This window comes from Isoptericola halotolerans, from assembly GCF_045689585.1.
GTDB lineage: Bacteria > Actinomycetota > Actinomycetes > Actinomycetales > Cellulomonadaceae > Isoptericola > Isoptericola halotolerans_B.
Window position 1 is genome coordinate 3971815 of record NZ_CP140108.1, and the last position, 18442, is coordinate 3990256.

Sequence of the window (18442 nt, forward strand, 5' to 3'; positions counted from 1 at the left end):
TTCACACCTCCACCTTCGCCACGCGCCGCACCACCACGTACCCGACCAGAAACAGCCCGCCGGCGACCAGCAGCACCACCTGTCCCACCAGGTTGGTGATCATGCGGTCCACCACGCCGGGGCTGAACACATTCATGAGCGCCACCGCGGCGAACGCGAGGAAGATCACCGTGTACCCGGAGAACTGGGCGCCCATGGTCGCCGTGACGACCTCGCGCCGCAGCCGGCGCCGCTCCTCCAGGGCGTGCCCGATCCCCGACAGCGCGGTGACGAGCTCGCCGCCGGACCGCCCCTGGATGGTCAGCGTCTGGACGAGCACGGACAGCTCCCGGGACGGCAGCCGCACCGTCAGTCCCCCGAGCGCGTCCGGCAGCGCACGCCCGACCGACAGCTCGGCCCCGACCAGTGCGATCTCCGACGCCGCCGGCTCGTCCATCTCGGCGGCCGCCATCTCGAGCGAACGGCGCACCGCCAGCCCGGCGGACGCGCCGTTGGCCAGCAGGCGGGCCAGCTCGGGCAGCTGGGCGACGAACCGGTCCACCCGCTGCTTGCGCCGCCGGTCCAGCCACCGCCGCACGCCCACGACGACGAGGAGCACCGTCAGCACGGCCGTCACCCAGCCGGCCACCGGCAGCACGAGCGCGCCGGCCAGGACGGCACCGGTTCCCGAGCCCGCGAGGAACAGCGACGGCGACCACGACAGGCCGGCGCCGGACAGCAGCGCCACGAGTGCCTGGCCGCGGCGGGTCCGCGCCAGCCGCTCGTCGAACCGCGCGGTCACGGATCCTCCGGCCGGCCGGTGCAGGTCCGCGGACTCCAGGATCCGCCGCTCGACCTCCGCGTCGTCCACCAGGGTCGCCACCGCCGCCGCTGCGGCCACCAGGGTCAGGAACAGGCCGACGGCGATGAGCAGCACCGTCATCGCACGACACCGTCCCCGGGCGCGGGCGCATCACCGGGCGCGGGCGGCGCGTCGGCGTGCTCGACCGGCGGCAGCGACTCGCCGGCGCGGCGCAACCGCTCCACCAGCGGCGCCGGCGCCGGCGCCGGGACGAAGCGGCCGCCCACCGCGCGGTCCGGTCCGACCGGGTCCGGGACGAAGCGCATCAGCGGCGTCAGCCGGTACTCCTCGCGTCCGTGCGAGGTGACGGCCTGGACCTCCGTCACCCGCCGGGACCCGTCCGGCGCCCGCTCCAGGTGCACCACGAGGTCCAGCGCCGAGTTGATCTGGTCGCGCAGCGTGGCCACGGGCAGCTCGAGCTCGCTCATGGAGGCGAGCGTCTCCAGGCGGCCCAGCGCGTCGCGGGCCGTGTTCGCGTGCACCGTGGCGACCGAGCCGTCGTGCCCGGTGTTCATCGCCTGGAGCATGTCCAGGGTCTCCCCGCCACGGACCTCGCCCACGATGATCCGGTCGGGGCGCATGCGCAGCGCGTTGCGCACCAGGTCGCGGATCTCCACGGCACCGCGGCCCTCGACGTTCGCCGGCCGCGACTCGAGCCGCACCACGTGCCCCTGCTGCAGCGACAGCTCGGCGGCGTCCTCGATCGTGACGATCCGCTCGTGCTCGGGGATCATCCCCGACAGCGCGTTGAGGAAGGTCGTCTTGCCCGACCCCGTGCCCCCGGACACCACGATGTTCAGCCGCGCACGGACGCACGCGGCCAGCAGACCCGCGGTCCCCTGGTCCAGGGTGCCCCGGTCGACAAGCTCGCCCATCCGGAACGGCGTCGGGAACCGCCGGATCGTCAGGGTCGGACCGTCGAGGGCCAGCGGGGGGATGATCACGTTCACCCGCTCGCCGCCCGGCAGCCGCGCGTCCACCATCGGCGAGGACTCGTCGACGCGACGGTTCACCCGCGACACGATGCGGTCGATGGTCTGGTACAGCTGGTCCGCCGACGCGAACCGGGCGGGCACGCGCTCCACCCGGCCGTACCTCTCCACGAACACGTCGCGGGGACCGTTGACCATGATCTCGGTGACGGACTCGTCCGCGAGGAGCGGCTCCAGCACGCCCAGCCCGAGCGCGTCGTCGGCGATGCGCTGTACGAGCGCACCGCGCTCACGGGCGGACAGCACCGGCCCGTCGACGGACAGGATGCGCGACAGGACCCGTTCGATCCGCACCCGCCGCTGCGCCGGCGAGAGGCGCGCCAGGTCGTCGACGTCGACCTCCTCGAGCAGCCGCTCGCGGTACGTCGTGGTCAGGTCGTGGTCGTCGTGCTGGCGGGCTTCGGCCGCCAGCCGGTCACGCAGCGCCATGCCGGTCCCCCACCGCGAAGACCGCTTCCCGGTCGAGGGTGACGTCGACGACCGGGGCGCCGGCCAGGCCCAGGGGGACGGAGACGGTCACCCGGACCCGGGCGGCGTCGTCGTCGAGGGTCGCCTCGGCCCGCGTCACGTCGATCCCGTCGGGCACCGCCCGGTCGACCTCCGCGCGCCAGTCGTGGCCCTGGCTCAGCGCCCGGGCACCGTGGCGCGCCGCCTCCTGCGCGATCGAGGCCGACTGGGCGACGGTGATCCCCTGCACGGCCAGCAGTCCCACGGTCAGCACCGCGACCACCAGCCCCACGAGCTCGACCGTGGCCTGCCCGCGCTCGTCGCGACGTTCCTCAGGCACGGCGGCCCTCCTGGTAGACGGCGGCCGACGACGACGCGGAGAGGTCCACGCCGGGCACGAGCGTCGAGACGGTCACCCGGACGGTCACGGCCTCGGCGGTCACCTCGATGTCGGCATCGGTGACGGTCTCGCGCAGGCCGTCGGGCAGCCGGTCGCGCACGTCGTCGCGGACCTGGTCGGCCACGGCCGCACGCCGGGCGTCGTCCGACCCGGCGTACTCGAGGACGTCGACGGTGCGGGCACCCTCCTGGGCCGCCGCACGTGCCGCCAGCAGCCCCGACGCCCAACCGATGCCCTGCACGCACAGCAGGACGACGGTCAGCGCCAGGACGATCACCACGGGCAGCTCGACCGTGGCCTGGCCCGCCTCACGATCGTCGGCACCGTCGTCACGGTGGTCGGTGCCGTCGGTGGCGCCGCGGTTTGGGCGGCGGTCGGCGCGGCGGTCGGCGCGGCGGTCGCGCCGGCGTCCAGGTGCTCGCCGACGGCGGCGCGGCGGACGGGCCCGGTCCGCCACCAGGGCCTCGACCTCCGAGCCCTGCGGCACGTCCGGGTGCAGCGGCGCCTCGACGGGCCGGAGCGCCGCCGCACCGAGCTCCGCGACCGCGGCGTGGACGGGCGTGGGGGCCTCCAGCAGGGTCGCCGTGTTCACCGCCTCGGAGAAGGCCCGGCCGCCGTCCGGCACGGTGAACGCCACCGGCCGCTCGACGATGCGCTCCACGAGCGCCGGGGTCACCTCGTCCCGCGACGTCCGGCGGTTCAGCACCAGCTCGACGGCGGACGGGCGCCGGACCGCCAGCCGCTCCCACTGCGCGAGGGTGCGACGCGCGGCACGCAGGGACGGCAGGTCGGGGGTCGTGACCAGCAGCACGCGGTCGGCGAACTCCAGCGCGGTCGCCCGCGGGTCGTCCAGGTGGCTGCCGACGTCGAGCACCGCGAGATCGCACTCCCAGCGCAGCGCGCTCACGACGGAGCGCGCCGTCGCCGACGTCATCTCCTCGCCACGCTCGCCCGTGTCCGGCGCGGGCAGCAGCCGGAGGCCGCCGGGCACCTCGTACGTGGTCTCGCGGAGCATGCGGCCGGTGACCTCACCCTCCACCGCCGCGAGGTCCACGACCGAGCGCCGGGTGCGCACGCCGGTGAACGCCGAGAGGTCGCCGGCGCCGAGGTCGAGGTCGACGAGCGTGGTGTCGCCGGTGCGTCCGACCCGCGCCAGCAGCAGGGCCAGCACCGACGCGCCGACGCCCCCCTTGGCGCCGGCCACCGCCACGACCTGGCCGCCACGACCTCCGTGGCGCTCGGCGGCGATCGCGGCCCGGGTGGTGGCCGACCACGCCGCCACCGCCTCGAGGCGGCCCAGGACCTCCTCGAGCCCTGCGTGACGTGTCAGCACCGACCGGGCGCCCACCTCCATGGCGGCGGCCATGGCCCGGCTCAGGTCCTCCGGGTCCCGGGCGTCCACGAGCATCACCAGCCCGGTCAGCGGAGCAGCCAGGCCGACCGTCCGCGCCACGTCGTGCCCGCGCCCGTCGTCGGCGACCTCGTCGACCACGACGACCCCGATCTCGGGGTCGCGGTCGAGCGCGGTCAGCACGGCCACCCCGTCCGGGACCGCCGCGGCCAGCTCGAAGCCGTCCGACTCGGCGAGCACGTGGCCCAGGTGGTCCCGCACCTCGGAGGACGGCGTCGCGAGCAGCACCTTGGTCGCCATGATCAGTCCTGCTCCTCAGCGGTCGTGCCGTCGAACACGGTCTCGTCGGGCGGCAGCTCCTCGTCGTCCCCCGTGCCGCGGAGCGCCAGGCGCATCTTGACCGAGAAGGACTCGACGTACGCCACGGTCAGCGCGTCCTCGGTGCTCAGGGCGAAGGTCACCGGCAGCCCGCTGCTCGTGGACAGGTCGACCGGGTCCTCCACCGACCGGGGCAGGCCGACGTCCAGCACCAGAGCGTTGGACACCCACACGCGGGAGACGGGCTCGCTGTCGCCGTCACCTCCGGTCGTGGCGATGATGTCGACGTGGTCGCCGGGTTCCACCTTGCCGGCCACCCCGGTCTCGGCGTCGACGATGATCGCCACCTCCCGGAACCCGGGCTGGACCCCCGGCCGGGTGATCAGCATGCCGCTCTGCAGCACCGAGCCTCCCTCGTAGGCCGTGGCGGCGACGAGACCCTCGACCTCGTCCAGCTCGCGCACGGCGGTCTCGGGGATCCAGCGCTCGGGCACCTCCACCTCGGCGACCATCGACGCGTCGATCCGCTCCATGGCCTCCACCGACCGGGTGAGCCGGAGCGTCGTGGTGGTGGGTCCCACCTGCGTGCTGATGCTGCCCACGTACAGCATGACTCCGGTGAACACGGCCACGGCGAGGACCGAGGTGATCACGAGGAAGAACGTTCCCCGTCGTCGGCGGGGGTTCAACGGACCGCTCCCTCGAGCTCGGCGGGCACGGGCCCCACGGGCGTCGTCCGCCCGGGGGCCTGCGGGCGTGCCCGCCGGTCGGCGACCTGGCAGAAGACGCAGGTCACCGAGGCGTCGCGCCCGCAGGCGTCGCACACCTCGGGCCGGGCTGAGAGCGCTCCCGCGGCGACGTCGCACACCGCGCCGTCGAGCGTCGACACCTCCATCCACCGGGCTGCACGCCACGAGGTCGCCGGGACACCCAGGTCGACGTCGGGCTCGCGCGGGAGCAGTTCGCTCTCGGCGCCCCGGACCACCGCTCTCCCGGAGCGGGCGACGACGAGCAGGTCGCCGCCGTCGGGTATGCCCAGGCGTCCGCTGAACCGGCCCACCGTGCCGCGATCCGGGTCGACCACGAACGCCGTGCGCGGCAGGTAGCTGCCCAGGTGCTGGCGCAGCGTGGGCGCAGGTCGGTCGAGCGAGGCGACGCTGGACAGCAGGACCCGTGTCGTCGTCCGCGCGAGCACGGCCTCGGACACCGCGGACGCGCTCGACGCCGGCAGGTCGCCCGAGGCGAGGCCCGAGAGCACCACCGCCCAGGCGGTGACCGGGGCGGTGACGTGCAGCAGGCCGACGTGCTCCGGGCCGAGCACCAGGCGCGCGGACCGGGCCACCTTGCGGGACTCCTCGTCGCGCGTGACGAGAACGACGTCGTCGGCCAGCATCGCGGCGGCCGTCGTCGCGACGTCGGCCAGGTCCGGTGCCGTCCTCCGGACGGCCGGGTGCACACCTTCCGGCGCGCCGATCGCGATCACGTGCACAGCGTTCCCTTCGACGAGAGTGCCTGGCAGGACGGGATCCGGCTCAGCCATGACGATGCTCGCACCGCAAACGGGCAGACAAGTGATTTACGGACAAATCGGCTCAAAGTTGGTCCTCTGTTCATGTCGGTACCAGACGCTGGTGCCATGACGTTCAGCAGCCGCACCGCCCGACTCCTCGTGGACGGCCGGCCGGTGGCCGAGGTCGTCGTCGCCGACACCGTGCTCAGCCGAGCCCGTGGCCTGCTGTTCCGCCGTGAGCTCCCGGAAGGACTGCTCCTGCGGCCGTGCTCGTCGGTCCACGGGGCGTGGATGCGCACATCCCTCGACGTCGCGCTGCTCACCAGGGGCATGAGCGTGCGGGACGTCCGGGTGCTGCGCCCGTGGCGCGCGACGGTGCCGCGCCCAGGGGTGGTGCAGATCCTCGAGGCGCCCGTCGGGAGCTTCGAGCGCTGGGGGCTCCGGCCGGGCAGCCACCTGGCGCTGCAGACCCGGTAGCGAGTCGCGGCTCACGGGTTGTCGTAGCTCTGGCCGCCGCGGAAGATCGGGGTCGGCGGCGCCGAGAACTCGTCGGTGTAGTAGTCGTCGGGCGTGTCGAACGCCTTCGCCCGGCACTGCGGGGCCGGCGAGACCTTCTGCTTGCCGCCCGCGACGTCCGTCACCTCGAACGACGACTCCTTGAGCGTCCGTTCGTCGTCGATCGAGTTCCACTCGACCTTGAACAGGTCGAGACCCTGCCACTTGAGGCCGGTCTCGCCACCCTCGGTGACCCTGCTCGCGTCGTACTCGAGCTCACGCACGTTCGCGTACTCCGCGGCGGCGTCGTAGAGCGTCCCCCCGTCCTCGTCGTTGCCGGCGATCTCGACGTCGCCCTTCTTCAGCGTGCCGTCGTCGTGGCGCGGGAAGACCTCGTCGATCACGGGCCCGAGCTCGTCACGCAGTTCGGGATACTGGTTGAAGTCGATGATCATCTCGACCTTGGAGATCTTCCCGTCCTCCTCCTGCGCCTTGTAGCCCCCGCCCGCCTTGAAGCCGTAGGGCAGGACCACCTCGAGGTCGATGCCCGCCTTGTAGAGGGTCGACATCACCTGCTCGTCCATCGCGATCACCAGCTTGGAGAGCTCGCCCTCCTTGTCCCAGTACACCGAGGTGCTGGTCGTGCCCTTCCACTCCTTGCCGACCTGCCCCTTGCCCTTGCCCTTGCCGTCGGTGTTGCCGTTCTTCTTGTCCTTGGTGAACGGCTTCTTCCCACCGAGCTCGGCACCGATGAGGAACCCGCCGATGTCCGCAGACGTGTAGGTCGCGCTCCGACTGCCGTCCGACCACGCGCGGTCCTCGACCTGGACCTCACCCTCGTAGCCGCCCTCGACGGTGCCCTTCAGCTCGAACTGACCGACCCCGGCGCCGTGCTTCAGCCCGCCCTTGAGCTTCACCTTCTTGATGTCGCTGGTCGCGTCGGCGAGCACATGGTGCTCCGGTTCCTCGTCCATCAGCTCCTGGACGTCGCCCACGTCCGGGAAGTGGTCGGGCTGCGGAATGCAGACGCCGCGGCCCGGCATGGGGCAGTTCGGCTTCGCGCCGACCTGCACCAGCTCGGTGGTCATCGAGTACCGCTTGTACCAGTCGATCCACCGCTGCGCGTCGTCCATGTCGGTGAACTCGTAGGTGTAGTCCTCGGAGTACCCGGTGATGCCAGCGATGTCGAAGGCCACGGGGGTACCACCCACGTCGCTGCCGCTGGCCCCGGCGCCCACCTCGACGCCCTTGAGTATGTGGACCCGGACGCGGCCGTCACCGAGCTTCTCGATGAGGGTGCCGTCGTTCTCGCCGAACCGGAAGAACAGGAACTGCATCTTCGTCTCGTCGACGTGCCCGGTGGCCTCCACCACGCAGGGCAGCTCCATCGTGGTGTACCGCTCGGTAATGCAATTGGCCAGCTCTCCCGACCTGGCCGCGCGTTCCTTGCCGGCCGCGGCGTCCACATAGCGGTCCCACTCCCCCTCGCACCCCTTGGGCACGGGCCAGTCCCGACATCCCACCTGGACGTTCGGGGGCGCGTCGGCGTCGATCTGACCGCTCGTCGGCATCGTGTTGACGCAGCTCGGGTCGTCCGGGTCGTCGCTCGGGTCGCCGCGGCCGTCGAGCACGCAGTCGACGAAGTCCTGGATCTCGTGCTCCCGGTACACCCGGTCGTCCCGGTCACGGTCCAGGTGCCCCGACGGCATGTGCGCGGAGAAGCAGATCGTCGGGCCCGGGTACCACTCGCAGTCGATCTGCACGACGGCGGTGTCCCACTGCGAGTCGTCCTTCTCGACCATCTGGAAGGTGGTGTCGTCCTCACAGCTGCCCGTCGGCGGGCTGTACCCGTCGCCCTCTCCGCCGTCCTCGTCCGGTCCTTCCTCGTCCTCGCCAGGCCTCTCGTCGCCCTCGCACCCGGTGTCGCCCTGCTCCTTGACGATCGGGTCGACGGCACAGAGCAGCTGCCGCGAGACGTCCGCCCCGACGGGCGACGCCGCCGCGAGCACGAGGACCGACACGAGCAGCACCAGACCGAGCACGGCGACGTACTCCGGCAGCGCCTGACCCGCCTCTCCGGTCGGCCGCCGGCGCAGGCATCCCGCCGCGGGGGCGCGACGCAGGGTCTCGCGGGCGGCACGGGTCATGCCTCCCAACGTAGGCAGCGGCGATGCCGACGACGACGGCCCGGCGGCCCATCTTGACGCCCAGCCGCTCCTGGGTCCTCGGACCCAGGAGCGGCGGTCTCACGGTTCGGCGCGAGGGCTCAGTGCGAGCGCAGCGCCTCGATCAGCTCGTCCTTGTTCATGGTCGAGCGGCCCTCGATCCCGATCTCCGCGGCACGCCCGTGCAGGTCGTCGACCGTCCAGTCCTCGTAGGACCCGGAGCTGCCGCCCCGGGAACCCACCTCGCTCCGTCCCTGGTTCGCCGACGCGTTGGCGATGCGCGCCGCCTTCTCCTTGCTGTTGCCCTCGTCGCGGAGCTTCTCGTAGAGCTCGTCGTCCTTGACGCTGGGGCCGGGGTCTCGCTGCGGCATCGGATGGCTCCCTTCACATCGGTGGTCGGCCGTCCGACGACGGCACCTCGTCATCATGGTCACCCCAGGCTCGCGGCCGTCGCATCCCGAGCCCGCGGGGCTCAGAGCTTCGACCTCCAGGGCCAACGCCGCGGAGAGCGCGGCCGCCGGCCGCGCTCCGTGCCGGTACCTCAACGGCGGGTCATCACGTACCCGGCGTGGTGCAGCACCCCGTCCAGCAGCTGACCGAACGCCCAGAACCCGGAGTCGTCCAGGTACGTGATGCGGTCCCCCCGGACCCAGTAGCGCCCCGTGTACGCGTCGGCGCGGCCGCCGCGCGTCTCGGAGTAGCGGCCGTCCGGTCCCAGGTGCTGCTGCATGTCGCGGCGGGGGTCGTCCCAGGTCGCCACCCACGTCTCCCGGGCCGTCGGGTCGCCGACGTCCCGTCCCGCCGGCCGGGTCGGCCGGCCGTCCCACACCTCGATCTCTCCCGCGACCCAGACGCCCAGCAGGTCGGACGGGTCGACGATCAGCATGCGGCGGATCTCGGCCGGGCGGACGGGCCGCCGCACGACGGCGAAGGTCGCGGCGTTGCCGGGTCGCAGGTCGTCGTCACCGCGCCGCGCCGGCGGGAGCTGCGCCACGGCGCTGTCGACGAACAGGGGGACGGCGTCGGCGCCGCCGGCGCGGACCACCTCGGCGTCGGGCGCGGCCGGGCCGGGCGCCAGACGGTCACCGGCCACGGACAGGTCGCCGACGACGGGTGCCCGCGAGGTCTGCCACACCCGCGCCCCGGCGACGACGACGGTCCGGGAGGTCGGTGGAGCGGGGAGGCGAGTCTTGCTGGGGTTCAGCGTCATGCCGCCACTCTCGCGCGCCGCAGCGGACACCGGCAGGCCGGGCCGCACCCTGGGAGCAGCACACCCCCGGTAGACGTCGAGAGGCCCCCGGGAATCCCGAGGGCCTCTCGACGAGAACCACCTGCGCGGTTCTCCGTGGTAGCGGGGGCAGGATTTGAACCTGCGACCTCTGGGTTATGAGCCCAGCGAGCTACCGAACTGCTCCACCCCGCGGCGACCTGGTGAACACTACGGCATGCGCCGCTCTCGACGCCAACCGGCGGAGGAGACGCCGGACACAGCGAAAGGCCCCCGGGAATCCCGAGGGCCTTTCGACGAGAACCACCTGCGCGGTTCTCCGTGGTAGCGGGGGCAGGATTTGAACCTGCGACCTCTGGGTTATGAGCCCAGCGAGCTACCGAACTGCTCCACCCCGCGGCGATGTCTGCAACATTACGTCATGGATTCGGTCGAAGTCCAACCGATCCGGGCGGATGGGACGCACGTCACAACGGCGTCCCATCCGCCCGACGGGGTCGTCAGCCCTCGCGCTCTCCCTCGGCGGCGAGCGCCTGCTCCAGCGCCGTCTGGAGCCGCTCCTGCGCCTCGCCGTAGGCAGTCCAGTCGCCGTTCTGCAGCGCCTCCTGGCTGTCCGTGAGCGCCTGGTTGGCGTCGGCCAACGCGGCGTTGAGGCGAGCCTGCGCGTCCCCGGTGGGAGCCGCCGGCTCCTCGGTCGGCTCGGCCGGCTCGGTGGTCTCGGCCGGGTCCGGCTCGGCCGTGGGCTCCGCCGCGGGGTCCACCACCTCGTCGGTCGGGACGTCCGTGGGCACCTCCGTCTCCGCCTCGTCGGCGTCCCCCGCCTGGGCGCCGGAGTCCCCGCCGAACACCTGGTCCAGTGCGTCGTCCAGCGTCTCCGCGTACCCCGTCTGGTCGCCGAAGGCCACCAGCACACGACGCAGCAGCGGGAACTGGGTCCCCTCCGCCGACTGGATGTAGACCGGCTGCACGTACAGCAACCCTCCGCCGACCGGAAGCGTCAACTGGTTGCCGCGCACCACCACGGAGTCCCCGCGGCCCAGGATGTTGAGCTGTTCGGAGATGGTCGGGTTGGAGTTGAAGTTGTTCTGCACCTGCCCGGGACCGGGCACCGTGGAGTCACGCGGCAGCTCCAGCAGGCGCAACGTGCCGTAGCCCTCGGCGACCTGACCGTCCTCCGACCCGGCGTCCGCGTCGGCCGCGAGATAGCCCGTCAGGATCTCCCGGTCGGTGTTGCCGCCCGGGATGAACGTGCTCGTCAGGGAGAAGGAGGACTCCTCCTGCTCCGGCATCTGCAACGTCAGGTAGTACGGCGGCTGCTTGGACGCCGCCGCCTCGGACGTGGCGACCGGGTCCTCCGGGGTCACCCACTCGTCCGACCCCGAGAACAGACCCACCGCGTCCGTGACGTGGTAGCGCTCGAGCAGCGTGCGCTGGACCTTGAACAGGTCCTCCGGGTAGCGCACGTGCGACATCAGGTCGCCCGAGATCTCCTCGATCGGCTCGAGCGAGTCGGGGAACACCTGGCTCCAGGCCTGCAGCAGCGGGTCCTCGGTGTCCCACGCGTAGAGCGTCACCGTGCCGTCGTACGCGTCGACCGTCGCCTTGACCGAGTTGCGGATGTAGTTGACCTCGGGCGGCAGGTCGACCGGGACCCCCTGGGCGGCGAGCGTCAGGGAGTCGGTGGTCGCCTCCTGCATCGGCGCGGACGTCGAGTACGGGTACGCGTCGGTGGTCGTGTACGCGTCGAGGATCCACTTGACGCGACCGTCCACGACGGCGGGGTACACCTTGTTGTCGAGCGTGAGCCACGGCGCGACCTTGGCCACGCGCTCCTGCGGGTCACGGTCGTAGAGGATCTGCGACTCCTCGGTCACACGCTCCGAGAAGAAGATCTGCTCGTCGCCGAACTTCAGGGCGTAGAGCAGCTTCTCCACGAACGTGCCGATCTCCGGGCCCGCGGTCTGCTCGTCCGTCGGGAACTCCGTGAGCACCTGACGTCCGCCCTCGTCGTCCGCCTGGTAGTCGAGCTCCCAGGGCTCCTCGTCCTCCGGAGCGCCCACGATGGAGTACTCCGGCGCCTCCGGGCTGAAGTAGATCCGGGGCTCGTAGCCGCCGGAGAACATGTCGGTCAGCGCGCCCTGGGTCGGGATGCCGCCCTCGTAGAACGCGGGCTGGCCGTCCGGCCCCGGCTGGTTGCCGTACGCGGCCACCACACCGAAGCCGTGCGTGTACACCGTGTGGTCGTTGACCCAGTTGCGGTCCGCGAGGCCGTCCAGGTTCAGCTCCCGCACCGCGATCACCGTGTCGCGCGACTCCCCGTCGATCTCGTAGCGGTCCACCGACAGGTTGTCGGTGAAGTTGTAGAACTGCTTGTTCTGCTGGAGCTGGCGGAACGACGGGCTGACCACCTGCGGGTCGAGCAGCCGCACCGAGGCGGTCGTCTCAGCGTCGTCACGCAGCTGGCCCTCGGTGGCCTCGGTCGTCGCCTCGTACGGCTGCGACTGGACGTCGGCGATCTCGAACGCGTCGCGCGTCGCGTCGATGTTGCGCTGGATGTACGGGGCCTCGAGCGACTGCGCGTTCGGGTCCACCTGGAAGCGCTGGACGATCGACGGGTAGATGCCACCGATCGCGATCGCGGAGACGACCATGAGACCCACGCCGATGGCCGGGAGCCGCCACGTGTCGCGGAACGCGGCCACCACGAACAGCGCGGCCACCAGCACCGCCACGCCCATGAGGATCTCCTTGGAGGGGATCACGGCGTGCACGTCCGTGTAGGAGGCACCGTCGTAGCGCTCGTTCGAGTTCGTCAGGATGCTGTAGCGGTCGAGCCAGTAGTTGGCCGCGATCAGCAGCATCAGCACCGCGCCGAGGACGGCGAGGTGGACGCGGGCCGCCGTCGTCGTGCGCGACATCCCGGCCGGCAGCGCACCGATCCGCAGGCCGCCGTAGAGGTAGTGGGTCACCACGGCCGCGATGGCGGAGATGACCACGACCGCCATGAGGAAGCTGACCGCGAAGCGGATGACCGGCAGCGTGAAGACGTAGAAGCCGATGTCGATGCCGAACTCCGGATCTGCCTCGCCGAACGACTGCCCGTTGAGGGCCAGCATCACGGTGCGCCACTGCGACGAGGCCGCCACGCCGGCGAAGAAGCCGATGAGCACGGGACCGGCGTAGGTGACGATCTTGCGCAGCGGTTCGACGGCCTCGCGGTACTGGTCGAGCGTCGCCTGCTCCGGCGTCGACGGCGCGTAGACCGGTCGCGACCGGTAGCCGACGGCGAACGAGCTGTACACCGCCGCGCCCATGACGAGGAACGCGACCACGAACAGCACGGCGCGGGCGATCCACTGCGTCCAGATGACGTTGGCGTAGCCGACCTGCGTGAACCACAGGACCTCGGTCCAGAAGGTCGCCAGGAAGATGAGGGCGGCGACCAGGGCCGCCAGGACGACGACCGTGATCAGCAGCGGGCTCCGACGCCTCGCTGGTGGCGGTCCGTCCGGTCGACGGGGTGGGGCGAAGGACACGGTGCGGGCACCTCATTCGTGCTCGGGACGGGACACGTGCAGGCACGCGGGGACGTCAGGACAACGTTCCTGCGTCTCCCCAGGTTCCCACGATTCCCGCACAGAGGGGCACCGGGTCCCTCACGAAGCGGTCACGATCCCGGTTCAGGAGCAGCGGGGCAGGTCCGCCCCCTCCCCCGCCCCGATGGCCTCCAGGGCGGCGCGCGCCTCGGACAGCGTGCTCACGGACACCACCTCGAGGCCCTCCGGCTCGTTGCCGGCCACCTCGGCGCAGTTCTCCGACGGCGCCAGGAACCACTGCGCACCGTCGCGCAGAGCGCCGTACATCTTCTGCCCGATGCCGCCGATGGGCCCCACGCGGCCGTCCACGTCCATGGTCCCCGTGCCGGCCACCGAGGCCCCGTCGAGCTCGTCCTCCGGGGTCATCAGGTCGATGATCCCCAGGGCGAACATGGTCCCGGCGCTGGGCCCGCCGATGTCCTCGATCTGGATCGTCACGTCGACCGGGAAGTCGTACACCGGGTCGATGAGGACGCCGAGCAGCGCCCGGCCGTCGCCCTCGCCCGTCGTGATGGTCAGGTCCAGCGGCTCGCCGTCGCGCTCGACGCCGAGGACGACGTCGTCCCCCGGCGTGACGTCGTCGAGCACCGCGAGCAGCTCGGGGTAGCTCTCCAACGGTTCGCCGTCCAGCGACACGATCACGTCGTCCGGCTCGACCACGCCGTCCGCACCGGTGCCCTCGGCGGCGGCGACCACGGTCATCGTGGTGGGCACCTCATAGCCGAGCTCGGTGAGGGCCGCGACGGTCGCCGACTCCTGGGAGCTGATCATCTGCGCCTGCCCCTGCTCCTGCTGCTCCTCCTGCGTGACCGGCTCGGGGAAGATGAGCTCGACCGGCTGCACGGACCGCTCCCGCGACGTCCAGCCCCGCAGCACGTCCCCGACGAGCACGTCGCCCCCCGGGCCGCCGTACACGGACACCGTCGTCAGGCGGAGCTCGCCCGACGCGGGATACGTCTCGGCACCGGAGATCTCGATGAGCGGCAGCTCGCCGGCGCTCTGCCCGGCCCCCTGGTCCTGCACGCCGAGCGTGTCCTCCGTCGGTCCCGGCGTGCGGACGGCGTACGGCGTGGGCAGCACCATCAGCACCGCGGCGAGGACCGCGGTCACCAGCATCGACACGACGAGCGTCACCGACCGGCGGCCCGCCCGGGGCTGCCGGGCCCACGGGCTCCCGCCGTCGTCCCCGGCGCCGCGGGGGTCACCGGGAGTCGGGTGCGCCGGGGCGTGCCCGAACAGCTCGGCGGGTCGATGGTTGCGGTCGAAGCTCACGACACCATCATCGCCGATCTGCCGTGCGCCGTGAGCGAACGGCGGAACGATGGCCGACGCGCCGTCGTCGGACACGGATACCGTGAACGTGCGGCACACGCCGTACCGGAAGGAGCCGAGGACTGCGATGAGCGACCTGCCCGACGACCCCGACGAGCGCGAGCGCGCCCTGCGCGACGCCCTGCACGGCATCTTCGGCGACCGGACCGACGAGGTGCTCGACCAGATGCGGTCCCAGGGCCTCGACCCCGCCGCCCTGCTCGGCGGCGGCGCCCCGGACCCCGCCACGATGCAGCACCTGATGAACCAGCTCCAGCGCCTGTTCACCTCCGGGGACGGACCCGTGAACGCGGAGGTGGCGCACGACCTCGCCCGTCAGGTGGCGGTCGCCGAGGGCGACCCCTCGCTCACCGCGGCCCAGGCCCGCTCGGCGCAGGAGGCGCTGAGCGTCGCCGAGCTGTGGCTCGACGCCGCGACCGACCTCCCGCCGTCGGGGGGCCCTGCCCGCGCATGGAGCCGCAGCGAGTGGGTCGAGGCCACCCTGCCCGCCTGGCAGCGGCTCGTGGCCCCCGTCGCGTCCTCGGCGGCCGAGGCCCTGGCCACCGTCCTCGGCGACCAGCTCGGCGACGACGCCGGTGCGGGGCTCGAGCTGCCCGGGATGCCCGGCATGCCGGTCTTCCCCGGCGGCAGCCTGAGCAACCTCGACCCGGCCACGATGATGCGCAGCCTCGGCTCCGCCGTCTACGGCATGCAGGTCGGCCAGGCCGCGGGCACCCTGTCCCGGGAGGTCTTCGGCGCCACGGACGTCGGCGTCCCCCTGCTGAGCGAGCCGGCCACCGTGCTCGTGCCCACCAACGTGCGAGCGTTCGCCGAGGGCCTGGACTCGCCGTTCGACGAGGTGCAGCTCTACATGGCCGTGCGCGAGGCCGCCCACGCCCGGCTCTTCGTGCACGTTCCCTGGTTGCCGTCGCACCTGCACGCGCTCGTCGAGCAGTACGCGCGCGGGATCACGATCGACCTCGACGCGCTCGAGTCGCAGGTCCGCGACATCGACATGTCCGACCCGGAGTCGCTGCGCGGCGCCCTGTCGGGCGACGTCTTCGGCCTGCACAACACCCCGGAACAGCAGGCGACGCTGCTGCGCCTGGAGACGGCGCTGGCTCTCGTCGAGGGCTGGGTCTCCGAGGTCGCCGCCGCCGCCTCGCTGCCGCACCTGCCGCACTCGGTGCCGCTGCGGGAGATGATCCGCCGCCGACGGGCGGCCGGCGGACCGGCCGAGCACACGTTCAAGTCCCTGGTCGGCCTCGAGCTGCGGCCGCGCCGGTCGCGCGACGCCGCGGCCCTGTTCGCCCACCTGCTCGCCACCGGGGGGCCGGAGGCGCGCGACGCCGTCTGGAACCACCCCGACCTGCTGCCGGACACCACGGACCTGGACGACCCCACGGGCTACGCGGACCGGCGCACCGCGCAGGCGGAGGAGCAGTCGGACGTGGACGCGGCGCTCGCGCAGATCTTCTCGGAGTCGCAGCCCTCGAGCGAGGACCAGAGCGGGACCCCAGCCGAGGGCACCGGCACGGACGAGCAGTGAGTCCGGTGGCTCAGGAGGCCGAGGACCCGGAGTCCGCGTCGTCGTCCCGTGACCCGTCGCTGGTGAACGCCACACCCTCGAGGAACCCCCGGGCGCGCTCGGTGCGCGGATAGCTCTCGAGCAGCCGCCAGAAGTCCGGGCCGTGGCCGGCGTGCAGCAGGTGCGCGAGCTCGTGCAGCAGCACGTAGTCGATGACCCACTCGGGCATGCCCTGCAACCGGGTGGAGAGCCGGATCGAGCCGTCCACGAGGGTGCAGGAGCCCCAGCGGCGTTCCTGGTTCGTCACCCAGCGCACGCTCGTCGCACGGGCTCGGCCGTCCAGGTACCTGACCGACAGCTCACGCGCCCGTTCCACGAGCTCGGCGTCGGACGGCCGACGACGGCGTTCCTTGTCCTCCAGGCGCGCGACCATCTTCTCCACCCACTCGCGCTCCTGAGCCCGGGAGAAGCGCGCGGGGATGGCCACGACGGTGCGGTCGCCGTCGCGGTAGGCACTGACCGTCGCAGTCCGACGACGGCTCCGCCGGACCTCGACGGACGTCAACGTGTCGCGGGCCACACCATGACCATACCGGGATCGCGTCAAGTCCGTGTGACCGGACACACACGCACCGACCTTCCACAGCCTGTGGAGGGGCCCGACGGGGAGGGTCGAGGCCGTGCCATCGTGCCGTCATGACGTCCCCCTCCGACGCCCGGCGCCACGACGGCCTCAGGCTGCGCCCCGGCGCCCCGGTGCTCGACCGCGGTCCGGGCGAGGTCCAGCTCGGCACCGACCCCCGCTGGGCGCTGGTCGTGTCCGGGCTCGAGGAGACCGAGGCCCGATGGCTGTCGGCGGCGGCCGGGACGCCGCACGCCTCGCTCGACCGGACGGCGGCGCGCTTCCACGTCGACGACGAGCGGCGCAAGACGATCCGTTCCCTGCTGGCCGGCTGCGGGTTCCTGGTGCCCACCGTCCGGCGCTCGCCCGACGTGCTCGCCACCGCCGGCGGGTCCGCGGACGCTCCGGCGCTCGGCGCGCTGCTGCCTGACGGCGCCGGGATGGTCACGCTCGCCCGGCGGGCAGTGCGGGGCGTCGGGGTCAGCGGGCTCGGCCGGATCGGTGCGCTGCTCGCTGCCCACCTCGCCACGGCGGGTGTCGGCACGCTGCTGCTCGACGACGACACGCCGGTCCGGCTCAGCGACCTCGGCACGGGCTCCTACGAGCAGACCGACGTCGGCCACCGGCGTGCGGGACGGCTGCGGGAACGACTGGGCGGCAGGTACCCGCGCACGACCCTGGCCCGCACCTGGCACGACGACGCACCTCCTGACGTCGTCGTCGTGGTCCGCGACCGGATCGCCCGGCCGGAGGTGTTCACGCTGCTGATGAGCTCCGGCGTCCCGCACCTGCCCGTGGTGGTCGGCGAGGCCGACGTGACGCTGGGGCCGTTCGTCCTGCCGGGGACCACGGCCTGCACGACGTGCTGGTACCTGCACGCCCGGGACGTCGACGAGCGGTGGCCGGCACTGGCCGACCAGCTCGTCGACGCCCCGGGCGTGCCCGGGCAGGAGACCGTGCTGTCCACGACGGCGGCCGCCCTGGCAGCCGGTCAGGTGCTGGCCCACCTCGACGGTGCCCGGCCGGCCGCGGCGGGCGCGGTGCTGGAGGTGGCCCTCCCGGAGGCGCTCCCGCGCGTGCGCCCCGTGGCGGTGCACCCCGGCTGCGCCTGCACCACGCCGCCGGGATAGCGCGATGCCCCGCGAGGTCCTGCCTCACGGGGCATCGATGGGTGGTCAGGCCGCGGCCTGGTCCGTCTTGCGGGGGCGGCCACGACCCCGCTTGCGGGCGACGACGACGCCGTCGACGAACACCTCGCCGCCCCAGACTCCCCACGGCTCGGAACGCTCGAGGGCACCGGCCAGGCAGCCGGACTGCAACGGACAGGCGCGGCAGAGCGCCTTCGCCCGTTCCACCTCGTCGGTGTGCTCGGCGAACCAGAGCTCGGGGTCGTTGGTGCGGCAGGGCAGGAGAGCCGCGAACTTCCATTCGAGCTCTGCGGCTTCCTCGGGGGTCTGCGCCACCGGTTGATGAGGGGTCCAGCGACTGGTGCCACCGGCGGGGGCAGCGTCGAGCAGCCGCTCGTCCAACAGCTGTGCGAGACGCACGATGTTCCTCCGTCAGGTCCTGGGTGTGGTGTGAACGTCGGTGTTCAGGACCTGCGGACGACTCTCTGGTTGACAGAGAGCCGGATCGTCC

General features: G+C 72.6%; 16 protein-coding genes and 2 tRNA genes. 3 read left to right on the plus strand and 15 right to left on the minus strand.

The features are described from left to right. Window position 1: 1 nt before the first annotated feature. Genes UQW22_RS18690 through UQW22_RS18715 form a run of 6 tightly spaced genes read right to left on the minus strand, consistent with a single transcriptional unit; the run spans window position 2 to window position 5832 of the window. Window positions 2-922 carry a type II secretion system F family protein gene (locus UQW22_RS18690; RefSeq protein WP_407318714.1) on the minus strand — a complete coding sequence of 307 codons (921 nt, stop codon included), beginning with the start codon at window positions 920-922 and terminating at the stop codon, window positions 2-4. Next, window positions 919-2262, minus strand: a complete 1344-nt coding sequence (locus UQW22_RS18695) for a CpaF family protein (RefSeq protein ID WP_407318716.1) — start codon at window positions 2260-2262, stop codon at window positions 919-921. The genes UQW22_RS18690 and UQW22_RS18695 overlap by 4 nt, the downstream gene beginning before the upstream one ends. After that, window positions 2249-2620: a TadE/TadG family type IV pilus assembly protein gene (locus tag UQW22_RS18700; protein WP_407318718.1), complete on the minus strand. Its 372-nt coding sequence runs from the start codon at window positions 2618-2620 to the stop codon at window positions 2249-2251. The genes UQW22_RS18695 and UQW22_RS18700 overlap by 14 nt, the downstream gene beginning before the upstream one ends. Further along, entirely contained in the window at window positions 2613-4331 is a 1719-nt protein-coding gene (locus UQW22_RS18705; protein ID WP_407318720.1) for a hypothetical protein, read from the minus strand. The genes UQW22_RS18700 and UQW22_RS18705 overlap by 8 nt, the downstream gene beginning before the upstream one ends. 2 nt (window positions 4332-4333) lie before the next feature. Continuing rightward, window positions 4334-5002: a Flp pilus assembly protein CpaB gene (cpaB, locus tag UQW22_RS18710; RefSeq protein WP_407318721.1), complete on the minus strand. Its 669-nt coding sequence runs from the start codon at window positions 5000-5002 to the stop codon at window positions 4334-4336. A 32-nt stretch (window positions 5003-5034) separates the two neighbouring features. Continuing rightward, entirely contained in the window at window positions 5035-5832 is a 798-nt protein-coding gene (locus UQW22_RS18715; RefSeq protein ID WP_407318723.1) for a hypothetical protein, read from the minus strand. Window positions 5833-5985: 153 nt separating this feature from the next. Between UQW22_RS18715 and UQW22_RS18720 the strand changes: the two genes are divergently transcribed. After that, window positions 5986-6336, plus strand: a complete 351-nt coding sequence (locus tag UQW22_RS18720; RefSeq protein ID WP_407318724.1) for a DUF192 domain-containing protein — start codon at window positions 5986-5988, stop codon at window positions 6334-6336. Window positions 6337-6347: 11 nt separating this feature from the next. On the opposite strand, the gene UQW22_RS18725 is transcribed toward UQW22_RS18720, so the two are convergent. From UQW22_RS18725 to UQW22_RS18755, 7 genes are all read right to left on the minus strand, one after another. Then, window positions 6348-8501, minus strand: coding sequence for a hypothetical protein (locus tag UQW22_RS18725; protein ID WP_407318725.1), 2154 nt, complete (start codon window positions 8499-8501; stop codon window positions 6348-6350). Between the two features lie 119 nt (window positions 8502-8620). After that, on the minus strand, window positions 8621-8890 hold the full coding sequence (locus tag UQW22_RS18730) for a Rho termination factor N-terminal domain-containing protein (RefSeq protein ID WP_407318727.1): 270 nt from the start codon (window positions 8888-8890) through the stop codon (window positions 8621-8623). A 170-nt stretch (window positions 8891-9060) separates the two neighbouring features. Continuing rightward, window positions 9061-9729: an Atu4866 domain-containing protein gene (locus tag UQW22_RS18735; protein ID WP_407318729.1), complete on the minus strand. Its 669-nt coding sequence runs from the start codon at window positions 9727-9729 to the stop codon at window positions 9061-9063. Window positions 9730-9865: 136 nt separating this feature from the next. Next, window positions 9866-9942: transfer RNA gene (locus UQW22_RS18740), tRNA-Met, on the minus strand. 127 nt (window positions 9943-10069) lie between these two features. After that, window positions 10070-10146 (minus strand) — tRNA-Met (locus UQW22_RS18745). A gap of 101 nt (window positions 10147-10247) precedes the next feature. Then, window positions 10248-13283 (minus strand): UPF0182 family protein, encoded by a 3036-nt coding sequence (locus UQW22_RS18750; protein ID WP_407318731.1) that lies wholly within the window; start codon window positions 13281-13283, stop codon window positions 10248-10250. A gap of 144 nt (window positions 13284-13427) precedes the next feature. Beyond that, window positions 13428-14615 carry a PDZ domain-containing protein gene (locus UQW22_RS18755; protein ID WP_407318733.1) on the minus strand — a complete coding sequence of 396 codons (1188 nt, stop codon included), beginning with the start codon at window positions 14613-14615 and terminating at the stop codon, window positions 13428-13430. A gap of 127 nt (window positions 14616-14742) precedes the next feature. Here UQW22_RS18755 and UQW22_RS18760 point away from each other — a divergent pair, with 127 nt between their 5' ends. Then, window positions 14743-16203 carry a zinc-dependent metalloprotease gene (locus UQW22_RS18760; RefSeq protein ID WP_407318735.1) on the plus strand — a complete coding sequence of 487 codons (1461 nt, stop codon included), beginning with the start codon at window positions 14743-14745 and terminating at the stop codon, window positions 16201-16203. A 10-nt stretch (window positions 16204-16213) separates the two neighbouring features. Here UQW22_RS18760 and UQW22_RS18765 read toward each other — a convergent pair whose 3' ends face one another. Beyond that, the gene (locus UQW22_RS18765; protein WP_407318736.1) at window positions 16214-16762 is read right to left on the minus strand and encodes a M48 family metallopeptidase; all 549 of its coding nucleotides are present in this window, start codon (window positions 16760-16762) and stop codon (window positions 16214-16216) included. Window positions 16763-16878: 116 nt separating this feature from the next. Here UQW22_RS18765 and UQW22_RS18770 point away from each other — a divergent pair, with 116 nt between their 5' ends. Further along, complete coding sequence (locus tag UQW22_RS18770; protein ID WP_407318737.1) at window positions 16879-17934, plus strand: ThiF family adenylyltransferase; 1056 nt, start codon at window positions 16879-16881, stop codon at window positions 17932-17934. Window positions 17935-17979: 45 nt separating this feature from the next. Here the strand turns inward: UQW22_RS18770 and UQW22_RS18775 are convergent, their stop codons facing one another. Continuing rightward, entirely contained in the window at window positions 17980-18351 is a 372-nt protein-coding gene (locus tag UQW22_RS18775; RefSeq protein WP_407318738.1) for a WhiB family transcriptional regulator, read from the minus strand. Window positions 18352-18442: the final 91 nt, after the last annotated feature.